Origin of the sequence: Paenibacillus pabuli, from assembly GCF_039831995.1 — a bacterium.
GTDB classification, from domain to species: domain Bacteria; phylum Bacillota; class Bacilli; order Paenibacillales; family Paenibacillaceae; genus Paenibacillus; species Paenibacillus pabuli_C.
On sequence record NZ_JBDOIO010000003.1, the window covers coordinates 1,164,883 to 1,190,362 of the forward strand.

A 25,480-nucleotide genomic window follows, 5' to 3' on the forward strand; every position below is an offset into this window, starting at 1 on the left:
GTACTGTGCTGCCTCCATTTCACCTCAGCAGATTCTGATCTTTCGGATGAAATTCGGCTTATATCGGCTCCTTCGATGTTGGACACTCTTCATTTCTGCACATATGTAAGTATAAATCTAGGACTAGTCTTCATTTCCTCCTTACATTTTACGATAAATAGTATGGGGTTATACGAATAACCATGTTGTTTTAACTACTTCCAAGGGGGAACAGAACGTGAGACAGACTCGCAAAAAAAAGATGGATTTAAGACTCAAACTGTATTTGATCATTCTGGTGCCATTACTGGCCATGGGCGGTCTCATCTTGTGGACAACCATTGACTCCAGTGAAAATGCATCATTAATGACCATGCAGCATAACAACCAGCAGCTGGCAGTAAACACCGCATCCCTGCTGGGCCAGGAATCGGAATTAATCAAGACATTATCCTCTACTGCTTCGGAGGAAAGCGATGAATACAAAAGTCTTAGAGACGAACTCGTTAGAGTCAGGCTTCAATCGGGTGCCCTATATGTATATATGTATAACAAAACTTCAGATGGGTGGATCTACACGGTGGATGGAGCGAATTGGGACGATCCGGAATATAGCCCTTACGGGACGGCAATGGAGTTCAATCCCCAGATTCAGGAACGCTTGTTAAGAGGTGAAGTCGTTACTACTGGCATTGTGGACGATCCAACCTGGGGACAGCTGCTCTCCTCCTTTACACCCATCAAGGATTCGCAAGGTGCAATTGTTGGCTATCTCGGCATTGATATTTCCGCTGACGCAGTGAATCAAGTCTCCACTGCATCCGTGAATAATGCTTATCGGACCGTTATCCCGATTTTTGTGGTTGTATTGATTCTTTCGCTGCTTATGATGCTATTCGTGGTTAGAGGTATCCTCAGACAAGTACGCGATATTAAGTCGAGCCTTGAACAGGTCGCGGGCGGGAATCTTAAAGTCGTATCCAAACATATGACAAATGATCAGCTCGGTGACATCAGTGATCTGATTAACGTCATGGTTGCGCAATTGACGAACATTCTGGTGGGAATACAGCAAGGGTCGAACACGCTGCAGCAGTCCTCGAGAAATATTGCGGATACGGCTCAGACGAACCAGCGTCAGACCGAAGAACTCTCCAGAGCAATCGAAGAAATCGCCATAGGCTCCATGAAACAGGCTGAAGAAACAGAACATTCCGTCCAGCATTCGGAGAATCTCGGCAAAATTATGGATGAAGTAGGTTCATATGTGCAGCAGTTTACCCATACTTCAGAGCAGCTCTCTGCCGTACAAGTACAAGTTACACGTGAACATGAGGTTCTGCTTGAGAAGGGCCGGGAGAATGCCAAACGTGTTGAGCATCAGCAGGAAATTTCCAGGTCTCTGACGACTCAATCGGAACTCGCTTCCTCTATTAGCGGACAAATTCATAACATTTTAAAACAAACCCAGATCCTTTCGCTGAATGCTTCAATCGAAGCAGCTCGCGCCGGGGAGGCAGGTAAAGGCTTTGCCGTTGTTGCTGGAGAAATGGGACAGCTCGCTCAGCAGTCCGAACGTTCGATTCAAGAGATTGATGAGATTCTGAGTTCTTTTGTTCAAGAAATCCACCGGATGGGCAGTCATTTTGATGCGAATATGGTCGCGGTCAAGGAACAGGAAGAACAGATCGCTGATTGCCTCCAGGCGTTTAGACAGGTTAGCCGCTTATCAACCGAAGTTCATGAGCTAGCTCAGCGTTTGGAAAACCGGACGATGAAAATGCACTCCATACGTGAAGAGGTGGAACAGCATCTGAGCTATATTGCTTCCGCAACCGAGGAAACTTCAGCCATGGCAGAAGAAGTCACGGCCAGTGCTGTGGAGCAGCAGCGATCGGCGAGCGAACTATCGGATATCTCCGGGCAGCTCGCCGGCCTTGCAGGTAACCTCAAATCATATTCCGATCAATTCCAGATCGATGTCCGTAAATCAGATTCAGAATAAAGAAGAACCCCGTTACCTGACGAATCAGGCAGCGGGGTCTTTCTATATCATTTCCAGAATTTTTATAAATCTTTTCTCGCGAACAAACGAACCGTTAGAATATAAGACGCACAGAAGATGAATATAACGCCAATAGATATCATGGCTATAACCTGCCCATTCACGCCCTTCTCACTGACCATACTCATAAGCACAGCAAAAGGCTGCGCGAGTAGAATGAGGGCAACCATGAATATGGCATTGATAATTCCGGCTCCCTTTTTACTAAGAGCATAAAAGAGTGGCATATAGATGGAAACCAGCACCAGTACCATTCCTATGGAAACCATCATGTCCAGGACGGAATAGTTTGGCTTGTTCAGCTCAGGGAAAATCAAGTCAACCAGCCAGTGAATGCCGAACGAGACAAGCACGCCAAATAAGGTATATAGAATTGCAGATAGATACTTGGCTTGCACAATGTTTTTGCGGCTAACCGGAAGGGTAAGCAAGAAATTATGATTATGGTTTTTGATATCAATCATGGTAGCCAGGATCACCGAACCAAATGCAGTGTAGATTCCGACAAAGTACATCGACATTTCACTCTTGGGTATAAAAGCGAAACTAAATACGACGAGATATAATCCAATCGTCCACAGTGAACTTTTAAGCGCTATGAAGTCTTTGCGAAGCAGGTTAAGCATGTTTGCGTCCTCCTTTTGCCGTGAAGTAGATCAAATCTTCTAAAGATGGTCTTTGCAAAAGGGCAAAGCTGCCAAATAACCGTTCCGCCTCTTCCTTATTATCTGCCAGTGCTTCAAAACCAACGGCCGTTTCACGAATTCCGATAAATTGATTACGGGTATCTCCATCGAGGAGCTCCATATCTCCCTTAACGATCGTATACTTCTCAAGAATGTCGTCTTTCGTTTCGTTAAATATGAGTTTGCCCTGATTAACGAAAGCGATATAATCAGCAATCCGCTCAAGATCTGTCGTGATGTGGGTCGAGAAAATTATGGATCTGGTCTCGTCCTGGATCAGATCCGAGAGCAGATCCAGAAGTTCTCTTCTAAATATAGGGTCAAGCCCGGATGTCGGCTCATCCATAATGAGTAGATCTGCATGGTGTGATAGAGCAATGGCAAGAGAAAACTTGATTTTCATCCCCTTGGATAAATCAGCAATCTTCTTCTTGGGAGACAATTCAAATTGCTCCAGATAGTCGTTAAATTTTTGCTCATCCCATTCCTTATAGAAGGGGGCAATCATTTTTTTCATTTCCCGAATCGAAAGATGTTCATAATAAAAGCATTCATCGGATACGACACCAATGCGCTGCTTAATGTTCACTTCCTGCGCGGGCATCTCATGTCCCAGTGTCCTAATACTCCCCGAATCTGGCCGGATCAAGCCAATAATCATTTTGATCAGGGTGCTCTTCCCTGCCCCATTAGGGCCGATGAGTCCAGTAATATAACCTTGTTTTACATTCAGTGATACATTATCCACCTTAAATAAGGGATACGTCTTGGTTAAATTACGCAGTTCAATCGCATTCATGGTGAAGTTTCCTCCTCAATCAACAAAGTGAAATGATCAATTACATCTTGCTTAGTCATGCTTAGTTCCTTACTCTCCCGAATAATCTCCAGCATTTTCTCTTCCAGTCGTTTCAACCGCTGCTCCCGAATAAAATCCTGGTTGGCACCTGAGACAAAACACCCTTTGCCTACAACGGAATCGATCAGTTTCTCTTTTTCCAGCTCTTCATAGACTCGTTTGGTGGTAATCACGCTAACTTGCAGATCCTTCGCGAGCTGCCTTATCGAGGGAAGACTATCTCCCGCAACCAACTCCCCACTTAAGATACTTTGTCGTATCTGGGTCAAAATCTGCATATAGATTGGATCGCTCGATGCGTTGGATATCAGAATTTTAATGGTCATTCACCTCATTGGTGTTTATTGAGTGTATAGTGTGTATATATAATATATACACTAAGCACTACTTGTTCGTCAATCCAAATTTGCCCATCTTATAAAATGTTTCTGCATAACAAAAAAAGGGACGGAAACATTCCGTCCCTTACTTCCACTTATTTTCTACATGAATGGATCTTATACATTACATGGTGTCGCATCTAAGCATTGAAAAATTACAACCACACGTCCACTCTTTATTTCAGTGCTTATTTGAGAGAGGCCGGCAGTTTGACGCCAATCAGTTTGCCTTCGGCCTGTATGATGATCATGCCACCGGTCTTCAACGTTGCTTCGTGTAAGTCAGCACCGGTTTTCACACGAAACACAGGCTGACTTGTCAGCAAGTTGATTCCAAGCAGTGTACCATTGCGCTGCGCACGATACATCCCTTTGCCATATATACTAACCTGGGACACAGGAGCATCGCCATTCCACTGAACCGCACTGCCATTCACCAGCTTGAGGCCCTTTAATTCACTATCTGTAACAGAGTCTCTGTAAATAAGACGCCCCTGAACTATGCCCACCAGCTCTCCGTTAACCCCGCCAGGACGACTAAACGTCCTTGATGGAGCATCGCCATTTTTGTAAGTATCCAGATCGTACTCAGCAATTAGGCCGGCTTGTTCAACATAAAGATTGCCTTCACTTGCCAACACACTTCCCTGACCGCGCTCATATGGCGGGTCACCGGGCATTTTCCAATTGAATTCTAAGGTTCCTTTCAATGCACCGTTCTTAACATTATAGGCATTTATCTGTAATTTCCGATCCGGAATCGACTGATAATCGACTAGAAGCGGAGAGTAATAATCAACAGAGTACACGAGTCCATTCTTCACTTGAATCGCTTCTCCCTGACCAAATTCACTCCACAATTTTTTCCCGGTTTTCTTATCATAAGCATTCAGCTGCACAGAAGTTAATGCGCCCTGTACGAAGAACGTTCGCAGTACAACTCCATCCGATTCCTGAAGATAAGCGGTACCATTTCCTTCAGCCATTGCCTCATCAGCCTTCCATCGCAGCTTGCCTGTCTTGCGATCAAAAGAAAACGTGGTGCTTCCCTTGATTACATAAAGTGTATCTGCAGTAGGAATTAGCGCTTCTGTACGCTCGCGTGTATCTATCCACGTGGATGTGCCCGATTGCCATAATGCCTTTCCTGTCTTGGCATTCACAGCATATGGCTTATGATTCGAGGACAGGCCATACAGTATGCCGTTATCATAAACGATGCTAGGTGTCAGATCATTACCATACGTCCACAGCTGCTTGCCTGTAGCTGCATCCCATGCGACCAGTTTGCTTTTTGAAAAAGCAAATACCTTACCGTCTTCTGCAGCCGCCTGTTGCCCCACGTTGTTTTCATTCATATCCGAGTCGTTGTCTACCTTCACTGTCCAGGAAGGTTTAATTTCAGGCACTGTAAATTTGGAATATGAATTCCAATTGTAAATGGAAATATCCGCTTTCTCCGCCAAAGCCTGAGAAGGCATCGCGGTGTACCCTCCGCTAACGGCGATTAGGGCAGCGGTTAACCCTGAAAGGGCGCGAACGTATTGATGATATTTACGTTTCTTTGTTTGTAATTTAGTCTGCTTAATCGGCATGGAAATCCTCCTTCATGTTAGTGTAATCTCTTAAATCTACTAAACCTTGATTGAGTAAAAAGTAAACATTTGGAACAAATCTAGTATATAAGAAGATTAATTTGGGAGCAATTAACAAATTATATCTCTTGTTCTGTAATTTGTTTACCTCCGATAATCATCAGGTAACGATTAAGCCTTTTTCTTAGTAATTAGTGCATATTTCACCAGACCGATTTGCATACTACATCAAGTAATCAAATGACGTTTAGGAGGCTATTCACTTGAATCAATTTTCACAGTCCCAACAAATTACCCAATTGGCTCAACAGCTCACGCAGCAAACACAGCAAGCATCCATGCAGTATCAACAGCTGCTGAGACAAGAGCAAAGCAATGCCCAACAGCTTGAGCAACTCGCTCAACGTGAACAGCAAGCTGCTCATATTATCCAGACAGCACTTCAAGGGCACCAAACGGCTATCCAACAATTACAACAAATCGCTAACCTTGCCCAACAATTGGCGAACACGACTCAACATGCATCCTTCGTGGATCAACCATACAACAACCCTGTAATTGGTTCGCCTTCGCCATCCTTCGGGCAGTTTTTAAACCAACCTCGTCAATAAGAGAAGATAAAAAAGGAACCCGATTTGCGGGTTCCTTTTTTATCTCTGTATATACTACTCTTAAGCGTTCAAATCATATATACCCGGGCTATGCTCATTCGGAAGTTCCGGCATATACGGTAGCGGGAATCCCTGTGGAGGGTCGATAACCTGAAGTTCCCCACCATTGCGACTAGGTGATTGACCACTATATATTTCAGCAATTCGGGTATGATCCAAACGGAAGTTAAACTGGGCATTATGGAAGCCAAGATCAACGTACTTCTGGCATTCCGGGTATTTGTTGATATCGTAGTTCGGAATCGGGAATATTTTACCCCAGTTAACACCTAACGTTTCCAGCGCTTTGGCAAAGGCATTTTGATGCGCATTATCACGAACAATCAGGAAACCCAAAGTTTCACGGAACGCTTTGTTCGTGCTCATTTCATAGATTCTTGTTTTTTGTAATACTCCCGTCGATTCCAGCACAACGTTATCCAGCAAGTTGCTGACCAGATTGCCATGATCATACACATAATTACCAAGCCACGGATTTCCAGCTGCATCTACAGGCAATGAGCTTTGAGCACCCATAATGTAATGATGTGGGTTCGCGTGCTTAATGGCTTCGTCGAGTGGAGCGCCGTCGATACCCGCATCTCCTGCTCCTTCTGCACCTGCTCCGGTCAACAATTGGTTTATCGTTTGCTGCACTAATTCAATGTGGCTTAACTCCTCGAGAAAAATACCGCGCAGCAAATCTCTGTACTGTGTTGCTTTCCCTCTGAAGTTGCTGCTTTGAAAGAAAAACTGCATCATGGTTCGCATTTCTCCAAATTGTCCGCCCAACGTTTCCTGTAACACTTTGGCTGCGGCCGGATCCGGCTTGTCCGGAACGATCATGTTGATCAGGTCTTCTCTATAAAAAAACATGGTTGTCCTCCATTCAAGTAAATTACAACCTTAGTTTCTGTCTTCTTCCTGAATTTATGTAAAAACTTGACTAACCAATGTTTGGTTATTAACAAGAATATTATTATTACATTAAGGAAAACATAACTCGGTAAAACGACATCATATTTGGAGGGGAATTACAAATGGGTATTTTAAGCGGCAATCCCAAAAATGAACCAATGCATTACGGAGAAATTTTCAGTGTGTGGCAATGCTCCATGGTAGCCAAAGGATCAGTATCCTGTTATCAAGCATACTTAAATCATGCCGGTGATAAGGATTTGAAGAAAATTCTCGATGATTTGTTGGATCAGGCCAAACTTGAAGCTAAAGAATGCGATACTCTCTTAACTGAAAACGGAATTGCTCCTGCCCCAACCTTGCCGGAAAGACCTCCTGTAAAATTGGAAGATATCCCGGCTGGTGCAAGATTCACGGATCCTGAAATTGCGGCTAAAGTGGCAGCAGATACATCATTAGGTCTGGTCGCGGCGAGTCAAGCCATGGGACAATCCATTAGAGAAGATATCGGCGCATTATTCGCCAAGTATCACCTCACCAAAACGGCACTAGGTGTTCGTATTTTGCAGTTGACGAAAGAAAAGGGCTGGCTCGTCCCTCCACCTCTTCAAATCAAAAGACCTGATTCTGACCAAGCATAATTAACTCTACGCCTGCTAAATATTAGTCTTCACTCTAAGACAAAGAAGGAGAAGCTTGCCTCTCCATTCTTTGTCTTTTTGCTATTCCCTTTGTTTAGAATCTATGGAGCAGGTTATATAACTTTAGAATTAATCAACCATACAAATGGAGGGATTCATAATGTTTAGACATCAGAAGGAACTACAATTCGAAGTAAAAGTAGATCGCCCGGATCCCGTATTTGCTCGTCAAGTCCAGGAAGTATTGGGTGGACAGTTCGGGGAAATGACCGTTATGATGCAGTACCTATTTCAAGGATTTAATTGTCGGGGCGAAGAAAAATACAAGGATATGCTCATGGATATCGGCACAGAGGAAATTGGCCACGTCGAAATGCTCTGCGCATTGATCAGCCAGCTGCTGGACGGCGCCACTCCAGTGGAACAACAAAAAGCAGCTGAGGATCCCGTTACTGCTGCCATCATGGGAGGGATCAACCCTCAACACCTGCTGGTAAGCGGACTAGGCGGCTTGCCTACGAACTCTACCGGCGTACCTTGGAATGGTTCATATATTGTGGCAAGTGGCAACCTTCTTGCAGACATGCGCTCCAACCTGCATGCCGAAAGTCAGGGCCGTTTACAGGTCGCAAGACTCTATCACATGACCACCGATGAAGGCGTTCGTGCAACGTTCCGCAAAATGCTGGCACGCGACCGTTATCATCAATATCAATGGATGGCGGCGATTCAGGAACTGGAAGAAAAGAACGGAGTGGTTGTTCCAGCATCCTTCCCACCTGAAGCCGAGCAGGAATCTCAGCCAGAAGCCTATGAGTTCTGGAATCTCTCTGAAGGCACTGAATCCAGCGAAGGTTTATGGGCTAAAGGAAGCGCACCCGATGGTACCGGAGACTTCGTGTATATCTCCAATCCGGTTCCTAAAGGACAAGTCTATGAACCTGCCATTCCGGCAACAGAACTTCATCATGACCTGGATGGTAAAGCGAGCGATAAATAATAGTTAACTCTATAAAATATTCATTATGTATATGAATCTTACTACGTTTCTTCCTTACTGTATGGGGTACTAAATCAAATAGACTAATATCTGGAGGTGTTTCACGATGGCGACGAAGGAACTTGCTTTGCACGAGAAACTCGAAATTCATGAACTGCTTACTTTGAAAACATCATGTGCCACCAAAGCCGTAACCATGCTGGAACTTGTCAAAGACGATAAATTGAAATCCTTAATTGAAGATGATTTGGACAACTCTTCCAAAGCAATTGAAGAATTGAAATCCCTATTAAAATAAGGAGGCATCTCTTATGACTACGACCAAAACGAAAGAAATGCTGGTTAAGGCTATTGCCCCAATGGATGATTTGGCGATTGCTACCGATCTGCTTCTGTCTGCCAAATCAGCAGTACGCACGTATGCCATTGCTCTTACCGAAACGGCGACACCAAGAGTCCGGAAAGTACTAAAAGCCCAGCTCGATACAGCAGTCGACACCCATCAAAAAATCGCCGATTACATGATCAAAAACGAAATGTACCATCCATATAATATCGACGAACAAGTTGAGCATGATTTGGAAAAGTCTGATAAAGCTTTACAATTGGTGGATTCTAACTAAAAGTTATTTTTTCCCATCTCAAAAACGACTCTGTTATTTCACGGAGTCGTTTTTTTGTTCATTCTTTTTTTAAAGAGGATAACTACAAATAACAATACGGGAAGGAAGATTTGAAATACGGGAGAAGAATAATTCAACGTAACCCCCCGACCGACTTCTATATGTTCAGTATAAGTCGGTGACAAGAATGACAAACCACATAGAAGGACCCCTACCGCAAATACCCACTTCTTGTAACTGACTCCTGTTACTCTTTCGAGACCTATAACAGCCCCATGAAAGAAGGCGGCAATTTTAATACCTAACCCTAAAAATAGAAGCATAGTAAATAGTGCATCCATCCGCTCGAACACCTCAGTCAATTCAATCATTTGAACCGTTTCGAGAAGCGGCAGAGCGCTATACGTAGCAATCTGAGGACCTAGGACAAAAATAATAAGTTGATTAATAAATGTTAGAGCAAGCGCAGTTACGATATAAGCAGTGATCACGACTTTATTAAAATTCCTGCCTTTACGAGCATATGGATAAAAAACCAGAAATAAAACAACCTGTCCGAACGGAAAGGAAATGATTTCAGGAAATGCAGCTTTGACAATGGGTTTCCATCCATTCTCCAAAACAGGTAATACCAGTTCGGCATGAAAAATGCCTGTTGAAGGAATCAATATGCTGATCAAGGTATATCCCAGCAGCATCATAGGAAACAAAATCATACACATAAGAAACAGTACACGGTATCCGTATCGTACTGTATTGGAGACGACCAGGATCGTGATCACGGTGATAAGCCACATGGGTGTTCTGTTTAGCAGAGTCAATACGGTGACTTCACTTAAATCACGTAAGTTTCGGGAAGCCTCATAAGCAAAATAACCCACAAACATCAAGTTAAGTATGGTTCCCATGATTTTACCCATATAACGACGAAACAATAGAAACAAATCCAATTCAGGTTCCTGATGATGAATTCCGAGATGAATAAGTAACAATAACAACCCGGCTAGAGCCCCTGCAAGCATGGCTAACCACGCATCCTGTTTGGCTTCCCCACCCATTAGAAATAAAGTTGTACTTCCAACTTCAAATAGGGAAAGACAAACAGCCAGTTCCGATATGCGAAGAGAATTAGCTGTGGTCATTATTCTTCATCTCCTTGAGTGAGTTTACATCTTTTCCTTATTCGGATCCAAGCAATTTGCTAAAAGAGTCCTGAAGTAATCCTATTCTTCTGACGCTAACATTCACATTAATGTTAATGTCCATGTTTCTTAGTTCTTCTGGCCAGGATTCTTTTAGTGACTTCCAGTCTTTGGGTTGATGCTGATGAATTTTGTTTCCAATCCCCAATAGGTCCACTTTTAGTTGCTGAGTTGCCTTCCAGCCTTCCATCATCTGTGCTTCGATCAGCTGTTCAGCCTGATGCTGTAACGCATGGATACCTTCTGTGGACGAGATTTTTTTCTTGGAAGTGCTCTCATCCAGCTCTCCGCTCACTTTCGCATCTACACGAACGGTATAACGGGAGCCCGTCTTGATCGGCTTCGTCTTTACTGTTGCTTTTCGAACTAGAAACGAGTTGATTTCCCCATTTTCACCTGCATATCTAAGGTTCGTCCTTTTCACTTGATCCGTTAGCCAAGCTACCCCCAAGCTTTCACTTTGGCTTAGCTTTCCGATTTTCTTGTCCTTAGAGAACACGCTTAATCCCTCCAGTCTTAACTTGGCTGGTGATGAAGTCTCTTTAAAAACATCTATATTTTCTATTTTTTTATGATCCTGACCTTTGACCGTTACGATGGGTACCCCGGCCGCTCCGCTGTCAGAAGAGATTTTCATCGCAAATTCGTGTAGGTTAACTAGAGGATAGTATGATCCCCGCTCATGATCTCGTTGTAAGATATCGGATAGGGCACGACCTGGGTTCTTCTCCGGTGGAACCATTTTATTCAGATAATCTTTGGCCTCCCCATCAGCGATAAGCATCTTTACGGTTTGGCGGGGTTCAATATTACGATAGTAATTGTCAAGAATTTCCGAAATTCCCTGCTCTGCTGCTTTTTCCCCGATTACTAACACGTTGGTATGTGCAAAGTATAATTTTTTTGGATTTTCTACACTGCTTTGGGCAACAGCTTCTCTGATCGTTTTTCCTTGAGAAGTAAAGGTGGTCACGGTAGACTGAGAGCCCCCCCCTGAGGATCCGCTTGTACTGCTCGCTGGTGGTACAATAACCTGATAGGTGATCCTCCAGTTTCCGTTATGTTTATCAAACCCCGTTGCTGATGTAATGCCTAGATCGTTCATTTCAGTCCGATTACCACAACCTCCAAGTAAAGTTACCCACATAAGCACTAAAAACATGTGTCGTCTATTCACAGGAATCACATAAACTACTCCTTTACTCGCTAGCATCAGATTCGTTTATACTGCTTATGGCATTGTCTGAACCTGCCGGATATTGATGCGGAGCTTGCCTTGTTTTGTTTGAATCCGCTTTTTCACTCGGTCTTGTCTTCATGGCCCACCATGGAACCCGCAAGATGAGATCTTTCATGTTCGATTTGTAAAATGGACTGAATGGCATTAAGTAATCAACTCCGAATGACTTTAGTGACACCAAATGAGCCAACAGCGGCACTGCACCTGCCAATATGCCGAACAAACCAAGGGTACCTGCCAGTATCATAAATGGAAAACGCATTAACCGGACTGCTGTCGCCATGCTGAAATATGGAATAACAAAGTTCGATATGGCCGTGAAGGATACCACAATAACCATCGCTCCCGAAACCAGTCCAGCTTCTACTGCAGCTTGACCAATAACCAATGCACCGACAATAGAGATCGCCGGTCCAATCGCTCGCGGCATCCGAACACCTGCCTCACGAATAACCTCAAATGTAATTTCCATAAGCAAGGCTTCAAGTAACGCAGGAAAAGGGACGCCTTCCCGCTGAGCTGCCAGAGTGATTAATAATGTGGTGGGTATCATTTCTTGCTGGAACGTAGTTAAAGCAATGAACGTAGATGGCAGCAATAAAGAGACTAAAAAAGACAAAAACCGAATGGTTCTCAAAAAAGTGGAGATATCATAACGCTGGTAGTAATCTTCTGTGGTCTGAAAAAAGTTGAAAAAGGTGACTGGAGCAATCAGGGCAAAAGGGGTTCCATCAACAAGAATGGCTACTTGTCCATCCAGCAAACTGCCGGCTACTGTATCTGGGCGTTCTGTGTTTAGCAAAGTAGGAAAGGGCGAAAGAGGTGCGTCCTGTATAAATTCTTCTATGTACCCACTCTCAAGTATACTGTCCGTATTGATGGAACTTAGTCTCTTCATGACTTCTTCAACCACTTCTGACTTGGCGATCCCTTGAATATAGGCCACTGCAATTGACGTTTGGGTGCGCTCTCCAATAATGTGCATTTGAAACTTCAAATCAGGAGTCCGAATTTTTCGCCGAATCAAGGTTATATTGGTGGTAATTTCCTCCGTAAATCCTTCCTTTGGCCCCCTAACCACCGTCTGGGATGTTGGTTCCTGCACTGCCCTTCTTTCCCCTCCAGCAAGGGGAACTGTTATAACTTGTTGTACACCGTCAATAAGAATAACCACATTTCCGGTTAATAAGGCTTGATAGACCTGTTGCGGTGAATCCACGTTTTCGATATTTCCTGTAGGTAAGATTTTTCTCACTAATACATCTGCTGGTTGTTCTTCAAATGGTGGAGATGTGTTAACAAATTGCGTGACATTCTCCATAAGCTCAACTAACAGGGTGGAATCTGTCAAACCTTCAATGTAACAAACGGCTAGAGAGGTCCCGTTTGCAGCAGATCCAGGGAAATCACGAGCCACAAAATCAGGACTATATTCAAATGCTTTTTTAATAGAACTAAGTTTATTTTGTAGTGATGGATCCAACTTTTCAGAATACTGTTTTTGTTTCTGCTGGACTTCTCCCCCCTTCTGAGTTTGAGGTTGAAATATATTTTTAATCCACCGAAACAGCATGAACTCACCTCCTTTATTTTCCGTTTAATATGGATCAAATCCGAAAAAAGTATGCAATAGTAGAAACTTTGTCCTACTTATGTGCTTCATAGAATAAGCTCTTAGAGTACAAGAAAGGAGGCATAAGAAGCACGATGTTACTAGGTTATATTTTTCTGGGGATTTCGTTATCCGCCCCGATCGGTCCCATCAATGCCGCACAGTTGGACAAGGGTATTCGAGGTGGATTCATGCCTGCCTGGTTTGTTGGGTTGGGTGCGATTGCCGCTGATATCATTTACATGCTGCTCGTCTATTTCGGTGTAATTCATTTGCTGGATCTCCCATTTGTAAAGGCTTTCTTGTGGTTATTCGGCTTTTTTGTGCTGGTGTATACCGGTGTGGAAAGCATCAAAAATGCAGGGAACCTAACTCAAACAGAGTTGAGAGGGAATGAATCAGTGCTATCCAAATCGTTCATGAGCGGATTTCTCATGTCACTGTTCAATCCCCTATCCATCATGTTCTGGCTTGGCATTTATGGATCCATTCTGGCTAAGGCTGTGAACGATTCAACCTTGGAGCAGACGCTAATCAACAGTGGAGCCGTTATTCTGGGCATCCTGATCTGGGATATATTCATGGCCGCCGCTGCGAGTTTATTCCGAAAGTACCTTACCTCAGGAGTTCTAAAAGCGATATCCATCATCTCTGGACTCTCACTTATTGGTTTCGGGTGTTATTTTGGAGCCAAAGCCGTCCAGTTTCTTTTTTTCATTTAAGTTTGCTTTTGCGAAGCCGAATCCCGGTAATGTGGAAGCTGGGACTTTCCAGGGTGTTGTGTGGTTCTTCTTTTTCCTGATCTGTGGTAGAGGGCTCTTCCTTATTCTTCTTCTTACGAACCCTATGCACAATGATGTCGCTAATTCCAATAAGCAAGACAAGCAGCAGGCTGATGAAGAAGCCTGGTCTGCTAAGTGCATGGAACAGTGTACCTGTTACAGCCAGACCGATCAGCACCAATCCAATCCATCGTTTGACGACGCTGAACTTCCCTGCTTTCAGAAGTCGGCCAGAAGATAGCAAAATAAATAACCAGTTGTACATGAGCATTAATCCGGCTGCAGTCGTTACATATTCATACACCTTTCCAGGGAGCAGCAGCGACATGACAATGGTGGCAATAAGTCCACAGGCAATGAGTGAAAGCGCCATGAATGGATACTTCTTCTTCCATTTTCGTGCGAACAACTGCGGGGCATCTCCTTCCTGCGCCAAAGTCAGCATCATGGATGTGACCGCATAGAGTGATGCCGTCATGGTCGAGAAACCTGCTACAATTAACACTCCATTGAACAAATGCGGAACAAATGCCAAATGATCACTGCTCAGCGCCAGTACAAAGGGACTCTCTTTGGGATTAAAGGCACTGAGCGGCACCATGGTCAAAGCCAGTCCGATCGAAACAACGTATACTGTTGAAAGCGAGATAAGCATCACTTTGCCTGCCTTCGGTGCCTCTTCCGGTTTTTGAAGACGGTAGGACATGATGCCGAGTACCTCAATCCCCCCATAAGCATAAAATGCAAATAGAAATGCAGACCACAGACCGATTCCACCTTTCGGAAAAATTTCAGCCATGTTTAGCGGTACGTTGTGCTCGTACTTTGTGCCCCCGATCCATCCTGCGAGAAGCGCGATGGCAAGAACCAAAAACATAAGAATTGCTGCAATTTTAATAATGGCAAGTACATTTTCAACCCGGTCAAACCCTTTGTTTCCGAAGAACACGATGCAAAGACCGACAATCCCAAATCCGGCAGCAAATATCCAGAGAGGAACATTCGGAAACCAAAAACGCGAGAAAATGGACAAGGCCGTCAACTGACTTCCCATAATAAGCAATTCCGAAAACCAATACACCCATCCACTGGCAAAGCCCGCCCAGCTTCCAAATGCCTTCTTGGCATAGGAACGAAAAGATCCCTGTTCTGGGTGATCTGACGTCATTCTCGCCAAGGCATCAAAAACAACATATGTACCGAGTGCAGCCAAAATGTAAGCAAGCAATACCGCAGGACCACCGATGGAGATCGCGAGGCTGGAGCCCAGAAAGTATCCAGTACCAATCGTGCCTGCTACACCTAACAAGCTTAATTGCCACCACTTTAGTTTCTTTTCCTCCGTTGAGGCTTCAGATGCTTTACTCATATTTTTCATTCCTCTTCTGTATAATTTGGACCGCTCAAGGTAGCCTTTCCCAATATGCCACTTTTCATGTTGGAGACGGAAAACAAAAAAAAGCGGAGAATCGGGAAAGCCCCTTCATCCGCTTATCATATTTACTCTGTTTATTGAATTGGAATTAAACCCACAACCGGATGCGGCACATAGGATTCTTCCAGTGATGCGATTTCGTCTGCTGTCAGCTTCACATTCAAGGCTGCAGTGGCTTCCTCCAGGTGTGAAATTTTCGTTGCACCGATAATGGGTGCTGTTACGGGCTGCTTCTGCATTAGCCATGCCAGGGCAATATGGACCCTCGGAACGCCGTGATTGCTTGCAATCTCCGCAACCTGCTCAACAATAAAACGATCCGTATCGGCAGTCGAGTCATATTTCGATTTCTGGATCTGGTCTGTCTCCGAACGATGCGTCGTCTCCGACCAGTCACGCGTCAATCTTCCGGATGCCAGCGGGCTGTAGGGAATCACTCCAATCCCTTCTTCCTTACACAAGGGGAGCATCTCTCGTTCTTCTTCACGGTACAGCAAGTTCAGATGATTTTGCATGGAAACGAATTTGGTCCAGCCATTGCGCTCAGCAACAAATAAGGCCTTTTGGAACTGCCACGCGTACATCGCGGAAGCACCAAGATATCTTACTTTTCCGGCTTTGACTACATCATGTAATGCCTCCATCGTTTCTTCGATCGGGGTATGGTAATCCCAGCGATGGATTTGGTACAGATCCACATAATCCGTTCCAAGTCGCATCAGACTCTTATCGATTTCACTCATGATGGCTTTACGGGACAACCCGGCACCGTTCGGGCCTTCATGCATTCGGCCGTGGACTTTGGTGGCAATAACAACCTCGTCTCGTTTGGCATAGTCCTTCAAGGCCCGCCCAACGATCTCTTCACTTGCACCCAGAGAATAGACATTTGCTGTATCAAAAAAGTTAATGCCTATCTCCAGAGCCTTCTTGATGACTGGCCTGCTGTTCTCCTCGTTCAATACCCATTGATGAATCCACCGGTTGGCATCGCCAAATCCCATGCACCCCAGGCAAATTCTAGACACGTCCAACCCTGTCTGACCCAGTTTCACGTATTCCATTTCCTCGTCCTCCCCGTTATTCTTTTCTCATGTTCAGTCGTCTATATTCGGTAGGTGATACTCCAAAGCGCATTTTAAACACCTTGGAAAAGTGAGTCGTATTTTCAAACCCGCAGCCGTAACAAATATCGGTAACCGGTTTTGTCGTCTCCAGCAAGAGCTGACTGGCTAGATCCAGTCTGCGGTTACGAATCCATTTTAACGGAGAAGAGTTGTATAACGCTCGAAATTCCCGCTTGAACGTCGACAGGCTTCTGCCAGACAAATAGGCCAGATCTTCAATGGAAACGGGATTGGTCACATTCTCTTTTACGACTTGTTCGATGTGACTCCGTTCAGTAGGATGGGGATGTAATAACTGTTGCAGCAAGTTTGTGTTGATTTCAGCAAGATGAAACAGCAGCTCCATGAACTTGACGCCTACCAGTCCGTCACTGATCGGATCGGGTTGGTTAAAATAAGATTGAAGTGAGTCGATATATGCTCTCATTGGTACGTTAACTGGAATGACGGATACCGGAACGACATCATTAGTTGATTGAATGGTCTTCCAGTCTGCATAATCTGCGAACTTATTAAGTATGTCCCCATTCAGATAAAACATCATATAATCCAGCAAATATTCAGAACCGGGCTCACCGGACTTCACGTACTCCACCTTGATTGCTTTGGGCAGAAATATCATTTCATTGCTCCGCACCGTATACCTTTCATTCCTGTATTTAACCGTGTACACACCTGATTTGACGAACAGCAGCAGATGATCTTTCAGAAAAAAGCTTCCTTTCGTTCCCTGTGTGTGCAGACAAAACTGGATGACCGTTAATCCATTCCATTTCAAGCTTCCCTCTTTGTCTGGTGCAAGTTCCATTCCTTTGGGAGCGCTAATTTGTTTTTCGTTTCGTATACCCATTCCTTCGCCTTCCTTCTGCCATCTCCTGCTCATTTAACAATAACGGTTATCGGCAAGAAATACTTTGTTCTAAAGCTCAAATGATGTGATCATTTCGTTCATCTTCGTGGAGCTTTGGTACGGCATCTGTCAACACATTATCAAGCAAACTAAAAACGGGTTCCAGTGACCTGGTTCCCGCTCTCTCTTCTATAAGGCTAGAATTCCTTGCCCCGCTCACCCTCTAGGATATTTATCCTTATCCGCTTCCGTAACCGCTCGAATGACTCTGCATGGATTACCCGCCGCGATGACCCCTGCCGGTATGTCCTTGGTCACTACGCTTCCCGCACCAATCACCGCATGGTCTCCGATCGTTACGCCAGGCAGAACAGATACACCTCCGCCAATCCATACATTGTTCCCTACGGTAATAGGTAGGGCAATCTCCAACCCTTGATTGCGCTGTTCTGCATCCAAGGGATGGCCAGCTGTGTAAAAACCGCAATTGGGTGCAATGAATACATTGCTGCCAAAGGTAATTTTCGCTGCGTCCAACATCACAGCATTATGATTACAATAAAAGTTTTCTCCAATCTCGATGTTGTATCCTTGGTCACAATAAAATGGTTGTTCAATCCAAAACTTCTCTCCTGTTTTCGCCAAAAGTTTTCTCATAATGGCTTCTCTTTCGGATATCATGCGCGGACGAAGATGGTTATAGTCGTAGCACAGCTCTTTCGCTTCAAGGCGTTCGTTTATCAATTGCGGATCGTTGTTATTATCATATAAAAGTCCTTTATGTGCCTTTTCTTTCTCAGTCATCGCCATTCGTGTGAGGCTCCTTTTCTGTGTCTATTTGGGGTTGCATCGTTTCTATGTATGGAAGCAGCAATGTACAATCTATTATAAGTTTCTTCGTTAGTAAAATACAAAAAAAACACGAGTGACCTATTGGGTCACCCATGTTTCATTCAGCCGTTGCAGACGTTCTATTCATTCAATGCGGTTTTAATTAAGGCATTAACCCGTGAATTGAAGAGCAGACCGACATGGGAAACGAGCGAAACCTGTATGTTATTCGCTCCGCTCAAACGGGAAAGTGCAGGAGATACAATCGTGTCACTGGTAGAGTAGATTGAAGTAACCGTTACTCCCTGTGGCGCTGAAGTTGTAGTCAAACGATTGGCCCCCCCCAAGGTTACCAGTTTGTCCACTTTGGAAGAACCACCACGATTCAAAATGTAATATAAACTATTAGCCCCGCCCATACTATGAGCCACAATGTTAACTTTATTATGACCTGTTTCCTCGAGCACACGATCTACGAATTGACTGATTGCTGCAGAATTTAGCAGCTGATTCCCCTGTTTACTAGGCAGATCAATCGCGAACAGCTCATCACTGGACCATCCTTGACCACGCAGATAACTCTCAATAAAAGTGAAATTGCTATCAGAACCTGTTAATCCATGAACAAAAACGACAGGTGTCCGTTCTGTGGCCGCCGCTGCCTTCGAACTTTGACCGATACCAGGTATAGAGATGGCGATCATTATGCTCATGACCATGGCAAAAAACAATTTACTCTTTTTCACATCGTTCACTCTCCTATAATATAATTTATAATTTATATAATATAAGTAAATATATGTAATTAAAATAGATATATAGTCTCAATTTTAATAGATTAAATAGTTAGTAAAGATTTCCTTTAGCCATCCATCACCTTCTCTGTTATGCTGAATGACGGCAAATTTCAATTAACAGGAGGAACTTCCTAGATGAGACAAACGTTTAACCGCATCACCCTTTTCTTCTTCGCCATGATCCTTATGGTATTCCCTTTTTCGTGGAGTAAAGCCCATGCTGCCGATTCGTACAAATCGCTAGATTTGTATTTCCCGACAGATATTGATGGTCACTGGGCGTACGATACGCTCGATAATTTCGTTAACGCCGACCTTCTTAACGGCTATAGTCTGGGCAATGGCGAGGTTGCTCTTAAGCCCAACCATCCGATCACCCGCGCGGAATTCGTAGCTATTCTTGTTCAGGCTACAGGACTACATAGTACAGCTCAAGGAAAAACCTTCAGTGATGTAAAAGCAGGCAAATGGTACGCTGAGTCCATTCGGATCGCCAGTTCACTTGGCGTCGTTGGAGGTGTAAGCAGCTCTGAATTCGGACCTGACCTTCCAATCAAACGCGGCGATATTGCGGTAATGGTCGTACGTGCGTTCTCCGATACTGTTGAGTTTAAGGGCACAGCCCAAACGTTCAAGGATGTTCCAAACTACTACGCTGCTTCTGCCATTACAAAAGCGAGCCAAGCTGGTATTGTTTCAGGAATGACAACGACTACGTTTCAACCTTTCGCAAAAGCTACACGTGCCCAAGCTGTAGTCATGCTGGAACGTGCTTTACAATTGGAGCAAACGGACCTGCCTGAGACATCCGAACTGACGGCACTAGCTACCAGTGCTACGGAATCGGAGATCCAAGCCATGACAGAGCACAATATTGATCAGTTGTCCGTAACCTATGCAACGTACTACACAGGATATCAGCTTTCATCCAATTTCACGTATTTGGAGGATCTAAATTCTGCAGTGGATGGGGAATCTTCAATGGATGTTGAGATGCTCTCCCAACCGGACTTTTCCGTGATCGAAAGCTCTAACCGTTTGGCTGTATTAGAAGCAGAAGGCGGCAAGATGAAAGTAACGATCCATTCGGGTAAAGAACAACAGGAAGAAACGGTTTCCATGGATGGATTGTATAAACTCAAAAAAATGAATGATAACCGTTGGAAAATCTATGCCATCCTGCCTTATGAGGAATAGGCGATAACCTATCATTTTTCCATAAACAACTAAAACCACTGAATGTATTTTCAGTGGTTTTTTGTACGACATTTTACTAACGTATGCTAATGATTTTACTTGATTTATCCATTCAGTAGAGTCATCTGTTCCTTGAGATACCGGGTACCATAAATCCCATTTTTGGGGCTTACCTTTTCAATGCGTACCAGATCTTCAGGAGTCAACTGGATATCTAATGCTCCTACATTTTCCTCCAGATATTTGATCTGTTTGGTTCCAGGGATTGGCAATGCCCCATTGGCCAGCGTCCAGGCAATGGCGAGCTGAGAAGGTGTGCAATTCTTTTCGCTGGCTATTTTTTTGATTTGATCTACGATCTCAACATTTTTTTGAAAGTTATCACCTTGAAAACGAGGCATATATCTGCGAAGATCATCCGCAGCCAGATCCTCAAACGTACGTAATTCACCTGAGATAAAACCACGGCTTAGCGGACTATAGGCCACATGAGTAATGCCCAATTCTCTAACGGTTGGAAGGATTTCATCTTCAATATCCCGGCTCCAGAGAGAATATTCACTTTGTAAAGCGGATATGGCATGTACCGCATGCGCTCGGCGAATAGTCGCTGCAGATGCTTCCGAAAGTCCAAGGCAGCGCACTTTTCCGGCCTGTACCAATTCGGACATTGCGCCAATCGTTTCCTCAATAGGAACAGTGGGATCTACGCGATGCTGATAATAGAGATCAATATATTCTACGCCTAATCGGTGCAAACTTTCATCCACTGCTTTTTTTACATAATCCGGATGACCACTGATTTGCTCATAATTTGGCGTATATGAAAATTTGGTAGCTATTATCGCCTGTGCACGCCGGCCTTTAAGCGCCTTGCCCAGAAGTTCTTCGTTATGGCCATTTCCATAAACATCTGCCGTATCCAACATCGTTACACCAAGTTCCAGAGCACGATGTATCGTTTTGATTGAAAGCTCATCGTTAGTCTCACCATACATGCCAGGAGACATCCCCATTAATCCCAGTCCGACCGAAGATACCTCCAAATCACTGTTTCCCAATGTTCTATTATGTTTCATCCCAATCTTCCTCTCCCATTCCTGTTCTATTAAATGTGTTCCAAACTGGACATTTCCTGTAATAGTTTATTTTCTGAATCCACTTCGTCTTTTTCCATGTCATCATATATGGATAATTTTTGGTTAACCGCTTCTAAGGCTTGATTAAGATCGTTTTGCCGTTGATACAACTCGTCTTTATATTGCATGAGCATCGCTTTTCTGAGCGGTATCGTTGAAGCACCTTCCATGGCAAGGTTGACCATCTGCTTCAATACGGATACTTTCATGCCTGTCGCTCGAAAGCAGGACATTACTCTCATCCAGTCCACATGCTCTTGTTCAAACAATCGGTTTCCGTTCTGATCCCTTTTGATAAATGGGAGCAAACCTTCTTTTTCGTAATAACGAATTTTATGGGCCGGGCAACCTAGCCGTTCCGCCGCTTCTTTGATGGTAAAGCTCATATCGTTTATTCCTCCTTTTGATTCACGTGTCCGGCAGGTTCTTTCACATCATAAGTATTAATGTGCACTTTAAGTCAACCATCTATTTTTTTGAATTTTCCCTAGTCCTTATTTCTATTAAAAGGTCCATCAATTCGTAACTAGCCTGCTGCGCCAACCTTTTTGCTTGAAGCGCCAATTCGTAGGTGTGTCCCCTTCCCATAGCCGGAATGCCCGGTAAAATGAATTCTGATCTTCATACCCAATGAGAAAGGCCACTTCTTTGATATCAAGTGACGGGTCAGCCAAGTATACTCGCGCTTGCTCATGTCTGGCTTGTGTCAGCAGCTGTTTGAAGCTGGTGTTCTCATCCGTGAGTCTTCGCTGTAATGTACGATCACTTACGCCAAGTTCCTGCGCCACGATCTGGATATCAGGCCGTCCTCCAGTGAGGCTGCGTTTGAGAATCCATACGACTGCTTCTGTCATGGATTGAGCGCGCTTCTGTTCATCAAGCGAGCGATCAAGCACGGGAGTCAGGATCTCAAGCAGCTCTTCGTTATACGAGATAAAAGGCAGGTCCAGATCCTTTTGACGCAAAATCAATCGATTGCTTGGTGCGCCAATCCGGATATCGCAGCCGAAGTAAGCCTCCAGAGCCTTCACATCCCCCATGGGTTGTGAAAATTCGACCTCTAGTGCGTTCAAATACTTCCCCGTTCCACGGCGTCCAAGCTCCAGCAGAAATGCCAGCGTAATCCCAACCAAGACGGGAGGCCCAGATTGGCCTCCATTCATCCACCCTAGTTCTATAATGCATCGATTATTCTCCTCGGTAATGCGCAAGCTTTCGGGAGGACACATCTGTTTGTAACGGGCCATTCGATATAGCGCATCACGGTAGTCACGGGCATGATAAGTAGCTAATACGCTAGGTGGATAGTGGGCTGTTTCAAAAGCGGTTGCGAGTTTGATGATTCCTTCAGCCGTGTCACCTATGAGGTCGGAATAAGCCTGCCAGATTGCAAAATATTCGTCCGAATTGACGATCGCATGACTGATCTTGGTGAGCGGCAGCTGGGCTCTACGGGCTACGTCGTGGGTGTCAATCCCCAATTGCTCCAAGCCTGCCCAGAATCCGGCTGGAATCTTAATACGTTCATTGGAATGCGGCTTCATCTCTCGGTCTCCTTTGACTGATCATAAATATAAACAAGGATACTCTTTCGTTCATGAGATGTCTAATCTCGAAAAATAAAGAAGCCGCCATTATGGCGACTTCTTTGTTTTGCAATGTTGATGCGGGTTTACTTCCCGTTTATTTCTTGATTACCCCTTGTTTGAGCAGTTCGTTCACATTCAGCGATTGGTCATAAGGAACATCGATCTTGCCTTCATTCACCAACTGGATGAACTCATCCCGATAAGGGCTTGCGAGATCGATTCCAACGATCTCCCAGTTATTGTCCACTTCCGGGGAAATTTCCTGATGTTCTTGAATGTATTCAACCAGGTAATCCCGAATGCTGCGCGGTGATTCCCAATCGCGGTTGGCTTCTACCAATTTGTAGGCTTTCAGTGCGCTGCTGTATCGATAGTTGTTTACAGCAAGCTTCAGCTCTTGCGAATCGGCCAGAGGCTTACCTTGATACATAACGTCAACGATTCGCTGCCCCGCAGGTTTGGACAGGTCGATTTTGTAGTCTACGCCAGCAAACATATCATACAAATAGCCCGGAACCTCTGGATCGAAGCTGATCGAGACGTCTCCCTCTTTCCATTGATTGTAGTGTGAAGCAGACCACTCCATATATGCCTTCAGTTCCTTACCTGTAACCTTAACGGTATAGAGCACATTATCGAATTTGTAAATGTCGAAAATATTCGCATACGTAATATTGCCTTTTTTCAGATTGGAGGTATCTTTGAAAAGTGCCGCAGCCGAAACGTCCGCTCCGCTCACTTCCAGCTGAACCTTGTTAATGAGGTCAACTACGGCCGTATCCTGAAGCTTGCCTTCCGGTATCCCCTTAATTTCATCCACAGGCTGGAAGTCCTCGGTTGCCTGACCGAAGATACCGCCAGACGAGCCTTCCGCTCCGGCAGATCCGCCACCCGTAATGAATTGGATCGTAGCTTCGTGCTCTTCCTTCACCAGGTCACGAATGGCTGGATCAGGTGTGTAAGAAGCCATGTCAACCACTTGAACCTGACGGTCTGTTACTTTATTTTTTCCTTGATCTTTCTTCACTTCAATATCGAAGCGCACAATGTCGCGACCAAGGTTACGAGGACCACCGATCACGGTCTGTCCGATTTTTTCGTTAACCACGATATGCATGTGACCAACCAGCATGGCATCAAGTTCAGGCACCATGCTTACAATTCTTTCGGCAGAGTCTGAGGCTCCATCTTCGTCGAATTCAGCAAACATGCCGGCATGCGCGCTCGCAATAAGTACATCCACTTTTTCCTCATTTTTGAGGTGCTGCGCAACCTTCTTCACCGTTTCACCCATATGCTCAAAAGTAAGGCCGTCTACCTTATCGCCGTCCCAACGAGGCACATTCGGTGTCGTCACGCCGATAATCCCTACTTTTATGCCATCCACATCGATTATCGTGTATGGATCGCCAAGCGTCCCGCCATCTTCTGTCTGGATGTTGGCTCCAAGCACGGGGAAGTTCAATTCTTTCATAATTCGATCAACATGATCCAGTCCAAAATTGAATTCATGATTACCGAAGACCATGGCATCGTACTTCATGGCATTCATGGCTTTGGAAACAGGATGAATGACATCCGTATTTTTACGATAAATATCATCCGTTAAAATATTGCCTTGATATGTGTCCCCATTGTCAATCAACAGCACATTAGGGGAAGTCTTCTTCACTTCATTGACATATGTAGATATCCGAGCGAGTCCGTTGTTCGTTGTTTCCGCACTGTCTTCATAAGTATAGCCCCACAGATTTCCGTGCACGTCAGAGGTGCCCAGAATGGTAATTGTAGTGGATTCGGCTTCCTCATCTTTTTGAGGGACCTCACTCACCGTGAACGGCTTCTCAGGAAGCTTTAACTTTTGGCCAATTTGAAGGACATTCACATTTTTCAATCGATTGAGCTTTTGCATCTCTGCTACGGTTGTGCCATTTGTTTTGGCGATGGTCCACAACGTATCTCCTTTTTTGACAGTGTACGTCTCGGCGGCCGCAATTCCACCAAAAAGAGTAGAGAACACCAAAACCAAAATGACAATCCAGCTCAACTTACTACGATGCTTCATAAATCCCTTTCACCTCTTGTCTTATGATGTGTGTTTCCAAGTCTATCCTCTAGATCATAACAAGATAAATGAAAAAATTGGAGATTAAATTTAAGTTCTGAACAAAATTATTACATTTTGCAACAACTTCATATCAACTTAGCCGAAACTTCCCTTATATTCTTGATATAGTTCCAATATTTGGTGCAGTCACCATTTCATTCACTCACAAAAATAGC

General features: G+C 44.4%; 25 protein-coding genes. 8 read left to right on the forward strand and 17 right to left on the reverse strand.

What is annotated here, in order from left to right:
* The first annotated feature begins 217 nt into the window (after nt 1-217).
* On the forward strand, nt 218-1,984 hold the full coding sequence (locus ABGV42_RS07210; protein ID WP_347381055.1) for a methyl-accepting chemotaxis protein: 1,767 nt from the start codon (nt 218-220) through the stop codon (nt 1,982-1,984).
* A gap of 62 nt (nt 1,985-2,046) precedes the next feature.
* Here the strand turns inward: ABGV42_RS07210 and ABGV42_RS07215 are convergent, their stop codons facing one another.
* From ABGV42_RS07215 to ABGV42_RS07230, 4 genes are all read right to left on the reverse strand, one after another.
* Nucleotides 2,047-2,670, reverse strand: coding sequence for an ABC-2 transporter permease (locus ABGV42_RS07215; protein ID WP_347381056.1), 624 nt, complete (start codon nt 2,668-2,670; stop codon nt 2,047-2,049).
* Complete coding sequence (locus ABGV42_RS07220; RefSeq protein WP_347381057.1) at nt 2,663-3,529, reverse strand: ABC transporter ATP-binding protein; 867 nt, start codon at nt 3,527-3,529, stop codon at nt 2,663-2,665. Before ABGV42_RS07220 ends, ABGV42_RS07215 begins: the two co-directional genes overlap by 8 nt.
* Nucleotides 3,526-3,909, reverse strand: coding sequence for a GntR family transcriptional regulator (locus tag ABGV42_RS07225; RefSeq protein ID WP_347383167.1), 384 nt, complete (start codon nt 3,907-3,909; stop codon nt 3,526-3,528). The genes ABGV42_RS07220 and ABGV42_RS07225 overlap by 4 nt, the downstream gene beginning before the upstream one ends.
* Nucleotides 3,910-4,157: 248 nt before the next feature.
* Nucleotides 4,158-5,564 (reverse strand): PQQ-binding-like beta-propeller repeat protein, encoded by a 1,407-nt coding sequence (locus ABGV42_RS07230; protein WP_347381058.1) that lies wholly within the window; start codon nt 5,562-5,564, stop codon nt 4,158-4,160.
* A gap of 263 nt (nt 5,565-5,827) precedes the next feature.
* Here ABGV42_RS07230 and ABGV42_RS07235 point away from each other — a divergent pair, with 263 nt between their 5' ends.
* Nucleotides 5,828-6,175, forward strand: coding sequence for an AMP-dependent synthetase and ligase (locus ABGV42_RS07235; RefSeq protein ID WP_347381059.1), 348 nt, complete (start codon nt 5,828-5,830; stop codon nt 6,173-6,175).
* A gap of 60 nt (nt 6,176-6,235) precedes the next feature.
* On the opposite strand, the gene ABGV42_RS07240 is transcribed toward ABGV42_RS07235, so the two are convergent.
* Nucleotides 6,236-7,090, reverse strand: a complete 855-nt coding sequence (locus ABGV42_RS07240; protein WP_347381060.1) for a manganese catalase family protein — start codon at nt 7,088-7,090, stop codon at nt 6,236-6,238.
* A 164-nt stretch (nt 7,091-7,254) separates the two neighbouring features.
* On the opposite strand from ABGV42_RS07240, the gene ABGV42_RS07245 reads away from it, so the two are divergent.
* The 4 genes from ABGV42_RS07245 to ABGV42_RS07260 all read left to right on the forward strand — a co-directional run bounded on the left by ABGV42_RS07245 (nt 7,255) and on the right by ABGV42_RS07260 (nt 9,396).
* Nucleotides 7,255-7,773: a DUF3231 family protein gene (locus ABGV42_RS07245; RefSeq protein ID WP_347381061.1), complete on the forward strand. Its 519-nt coding sequence runs from the start codon at nt 7,255-7,257 to the stop codon at nt 7,771-7,773.
* A 160-nt stretch (nt 7,774-7,933) separates the two neighbouring features.
* The gene (locus ABGV42_RS07250) at nt 7,934-8,773 is read left to right on the forward strand and encodes a manganese catalase family protein (protein WP_347381062.1); all 840 of its coding nucleotides are present in this window, start codon (nt 7,934-7,936) and stop codon (nt 8,771-8,773) included.
* A gap of 106 nt (nt 8,774-8,879) precedes the next feature.
* Nucleotides 8,880-9,071 (forward strand): spore coat protein, encoded by a 192-nt coding sequence (locus ABGV42_RS07255; RefSeq protein ID WP_347381063.1) that lies wholly within the window; start codon nt 8,880-8,882, stop codon nt 9,069-9,071.
* Between the two features lie 13 nt (nt 9,072-9,084).
* Nucleotides 9,085-9,396 carry a spore coat protein gene (locus ABGV42_RS07260; RefSeq protein ID WP_347381064.1) on the forward strand — a complete coding sequence of 104 codons (312 nt, stop codon included), beginning with the start codon at nt 9,085-9,087 and terminating at the stop codon, nt 9,394-9,396.
* A 38-nt stretch (nt 9,397-9,434) separates the two neighbouring features.
* Here the strand turns inward: ABGV42_RS07260 and ABGV42_RS07265 are convergent, their stop codons facing one another.
* From ABGV42_RS07265 to ABGV42_RS07275, 3 genes are read right to left on the reverse strand one after another with little or no spacing between them, the layout of a single operon-like run.
* Complete coding sequence (locus ABGV42_RS07265) at nt 9,435-10,538, reverse strand: GerAB/ArcD/ProY family transporter (protein WP_347381065.1); 1,104 nt, start codon at nt 10,536-10,538, stop codon at nt 9,435-9,437.
* A gap of 37 nt (nt 10,539-10,575) precedes the next feature.
* Complete coding sequence (locus tag ABGV42_RS07270) at nt 10,576-11,784, reverse strand: Ger(x)C family spore germination protein (RefSeq protein ID WP_347381066.1); 1,209 nt, start codon at nt 11,782-11,784, stop codon at nt 10,576-10,578.
* A gap of 13 nt (nt 11,785-11,797) precedes the next feature.
* Nucleotides 11,798-13,411 (reverse strand): spore germination protein, encoded by a 1,614-nt coding sequence (locus ABGV42_RS07275; protein WP_347381067.1) that lies wholly within the window; start codon nt 13,409-13,411, stop codon nt 11,798-11,800.
* A gap of 134 nt (nt 13,412-13,545) precedes the next feature.
* Here ABGV42_RS07275 and ABGV42_RS07280 point away from each other — a divergent pair, with 134 nt between their 5' ends.
* Nucleotides 13,546-14,172, forward strand: a complete 627-nt coding sequence (locus ABGV42_RS07280) for a LysE family transporter (protein ID WP_347381068.1) — start codon at nt 13,546-13,548, stop codon at nt 14,170-14,172.
* Here ABGV42_RS07280 and ABGV42_RS07285 read toward each other — a convergent pair.
* The 5 genes from ABGV42_RS07285 to ABGV42_RS07305 form a co-directional block, all read right to left on the reverse strand.
* On the reverse strand, nt 14,165-15,601 hold the full coding sequence (locus ABGV42_RS07285) for an amino acid permease (RefSeq protein WP_347381069.1): 1,437 nt from the start codon (nt 15,599-15,601) through the stop codon (nt 14,165-14,167). The genes ABGV42_RS07280 and ABGV42_RS07285 overlap by 8 nt on opposite strands.
* A gap of 140 nt (nt 15,602-15,741) precedes the next feature.
* Nucleotides 15,742-16,731: an aldo/keto reductase gene (locus ABGV42_RS07290; protein WP_347381070.1), complete on the reverse strand. Its 990-nt coding sequence runs from the start codon at nt 16,729-16,731 to the stop codon at nt 15,742-15,744.
* 16 nt (nt 16,732-16,747) lie between these two features.
* Complete coding sequence (locus ABGV42_RS07295; protein ID WP_347381071.1) at nt 16,748-17,644, reverse strand: AraC family transcriptional regulator; 897 nt, start codon at nt 17,642-17,644, stop codon at nt 16,748-16,750.
* Between the two features lie 216 nt (nt 17,645-17,860).
* Nucleotides 17,861-18,448, reverse strand: coding sequence for a sugar O-acetyltransferase (locus tag ABGV42_RS07300; protein ID WP_347383168.1), 588 nt, complete (start codon nt 18,446-18,448; stop codon nt 17,861-17,863).
* A 167-nt stretch (nt 18,449-18,615) separates the two neighbouring features.
* The gene (locus ABGV42_RS07305) at nt 18,616-19,194 is read right to left on the reverse strand and encodes an esterase/lipase family protein (RefSeq protein WP_347383169.1); all 579 of its coding nucleotides are present in this window, start codon (nt 19,192-19,194) and stop codon (nt 18,616-18,618) included.
* Between the two features lie 213 nt (nt 19,195-19,407).
* Here ABGV42_RS07305 and ABGV42_RS07310 point away from each other — a divergent pair, with 213 nt between their 5' ends.
* Nucleotides 19,408-20,469, forward strand: a complete 1,062-nt coding sequence (locus tag ABGV42_RS07310; RefSeq protein WP_347381072.1) for an S-layer homology domain-containing protein — start codon at nt 19,408-19,410, stop codon at nt 20,467-20,469.
* Between the two features lie 104 nt (nt 20,470-20,573).
* Here ABGV42_RS07310 and ABGV42_RS07315 read toward each other — a convergent pair whose 3' ends face one another.
* From ABGV42_RS07315 to ABGV42_RS07330, 4 genes are all read right to left on the reverse strand, one after another.
* Nucleotides 20,574-21,548 carry an aldo/keto reductase gene (locus ABGV42_RS07315; protein WP_347381073.1) on the reverse strand — a complete coding sequence of 325 codons (975 nt, stop codon included), beginning with the start codon at nt 21,546-21,548 and terminating at the stop codon, nt 20,574-20,576.
* Between the two features lie 29 nt (nt 21,549-21,577).
* Nucleotides 21,578-21,994, reverse strand: coding sequence for a MerR family transcriptional regulator (locus tag ABGV42_RS07320; RefSeq protein ID WP_347381074.1), 417 nt, complete (start codon nt 21,992-21,994; stop codon nt 21,578-21,580).
* Between the two features lie 129 nt (nt 21,995-22,123).
* A complete protein-coding gene (locus ABGV42_RS07325; protein WP_347381075.1) occupies nt 22,124-23,152 on the reverse strand; it encodes an AraC family transcriptional regulator in 1,029 nt (342 codons plus the stop codon).
* Nucleotides 23,153-23,291: 139 nt separating this feature from the next.
* A complete protein-coding gene (locus tag ABGV42_RS07330) occupies nt 23,292-25,262 on the reverse strand; it encodes a 5'-nucleotidase C-terminal domain-containing protein (RefSeq protein WP_347381076.1) in 1,971 nt (656 codons plus the stop codon).
* Between the last annotated feature and the right edge of the window lie 218 nt (nt 25,263-25,480).

What these genes read in the sequence shown, in the direction of transcription:
- ABGV42_RS07240 (WP_347381060.1), bottom strand. Translation starts at nt 7,090, where the DNA reads ATGTTTTTTTATAGAGAAGACCTGATCAACATGATCGTTCCGGACAAG.
- ABGV42_RS07325 (WP_347381075.1), bottom strand. Translation starts at nt 23,152, where the DNA reads ATGAAGCCGCATTCCAATGAACGTATTAAGATTCCAGCCGGATTCTGG.
- ABGV42_RS07245 (WP_347381061.1), top strand. Translation starts at nt 7,255, where the DNA reads ATGGGTATTTTAAGCGGCAATCCCAAAAATGAACCAATGCATTACGGA.
- ABGV42_RS07300 (WP_347383168.1), bottom strand. Translation starts at nt 18,448, where the DNA reads ATGACTGAGAAAGAAAAGGCACATAAAGGACTTTTATATGATAATAAC.
- ABGV42_RS07255 (WP_347381063.1), top strand. Translation starts at nt 8,880, where the DNA reads ATGGCGACGAAGGAACTTGCTTTGCACGAGAAACTCGAAATTCATGAA.
- ABGV42_RS07215 (WP_347381056.1), bottom strand. Translation starts at nt 2,670, where the DNA reads ATGCTTAACCTGCTTCGCAAAGACTTCATAGCGCTTAAAAGTTCACTG.
- ABGV42_RS07260 (WP_347381064.1), top strand. Translation starts at nt 9,085, where the DNA reads ATGACTACGACCAAAACGAAAGAAATGCTGGTTAAGGCTATTGCCCCA.
- ABGV42_RS07320 (WP_347381074.1), bottom strand. Translation starts at nt 21,994, where the DNA reads ATGAGCTTTACCATCAAAGAAGCGGCGGAACGGCTAGGTTGCCCGGCC.
- ABGV42_RS07220 (WP_347381057.1), bottom strand. Translation starts at nt 3,529, where the DNA reads ATGAATGCGATTGAACTGCGTAATTTAACCAAGACGTATCCCTTATTT.
- ABGV42_RS07280 (WP_347381068.1), top strand. Translation starts at nt 13,546, where the DNA reads ATGTTACTAGGTTATATTTTTCTGGGGATTTCGTTATCCGCCCCGATC.
- ABGV42_RS07285 (WP_347381069.1), bottom strand. Translation starts at nt 15,601, where the DNA reads ATGAGTAAAGCATCTGAAGCCTCAACGGAGGAAAAGAAACTAAAGTGG.
- ABGV42_RS07310 (WP_347381072.1), top strand. Translation starts at nt 19,408, where the DNA reads ATGAGACAAACGTTTAACCGCATCACCCTTTTCTTCTTCGCCATGATC.
- ABGV42_RS07290 (WP_347381070.1), bottom strand. Translation starts at nt 16,731, where the DNA reads ATGGAATACGTGAAACTGGGTCAGACAGGGTTGGACGTGTCTAGAATT.
- ABGV42_RS07265 (WP_347381065.1), bottom strand. Translation starts at nt 10,538, where the DNA reads ATGACCACAGCTAATTCTCTTCGCATATCGGAACTGGCTGTTTGTCTT.
- ABGV42_RS07330 (WP_347381076.1), bottom strand. Translation starts at nt 25,262, where the DNA reads ATGAAGCATCGTAGTAAGTTGAGCTGGATTGTCATTTTGGTTTTGGTG.
- ABGV42_RS07305 (WP_347383169.1), bottom strand. Translation starts at nt 19,194, where the DNA reads ATGGTCATGAGCATAATGATCGCCATCTCTATACCTGGTATCGGTCAA.
- ABGV42_RS07315 (WP_347381073.1), bottom strand. Translation starts at nt 21,548, where the DNA reads ATGAAACATAATAGAACATTGGGAAACAGTGATTTGGAGGTATCTTCG.
- ABGV42_RS07250 (WP_347381062.1), top strand. Translation starts at nt 7,934, where the DNA reads ATGTTTAGACATCAGAAGGAACTACAATTCGAAGTAAAAGTAGATCGC.
- ABGV42_RS07275 (WP_347381067.1), bottom strand. Translation starts at nt 13,411, where the DNA reads ATGCTGTTTCGGTGGATTAAAAATATATTTCAACCTCAAACTCAGAAG.
- ABGV42_RS07230 (WP_347381058.1), bottom strand. Translation starts at nt 5,564, where the DNA reads ATGCCGATTAAGCAGACTAAATTACAAACAAAGAAACGTAAATATCAT.
- ABGV42_RS07295 (WP_347381071.1), bottom strand. Translation starts at nt 17,644, where the DNA reads ATGGGTATACGAAACGAAAAACAAATTAGCGCTCCCAAAGGAATGGAA.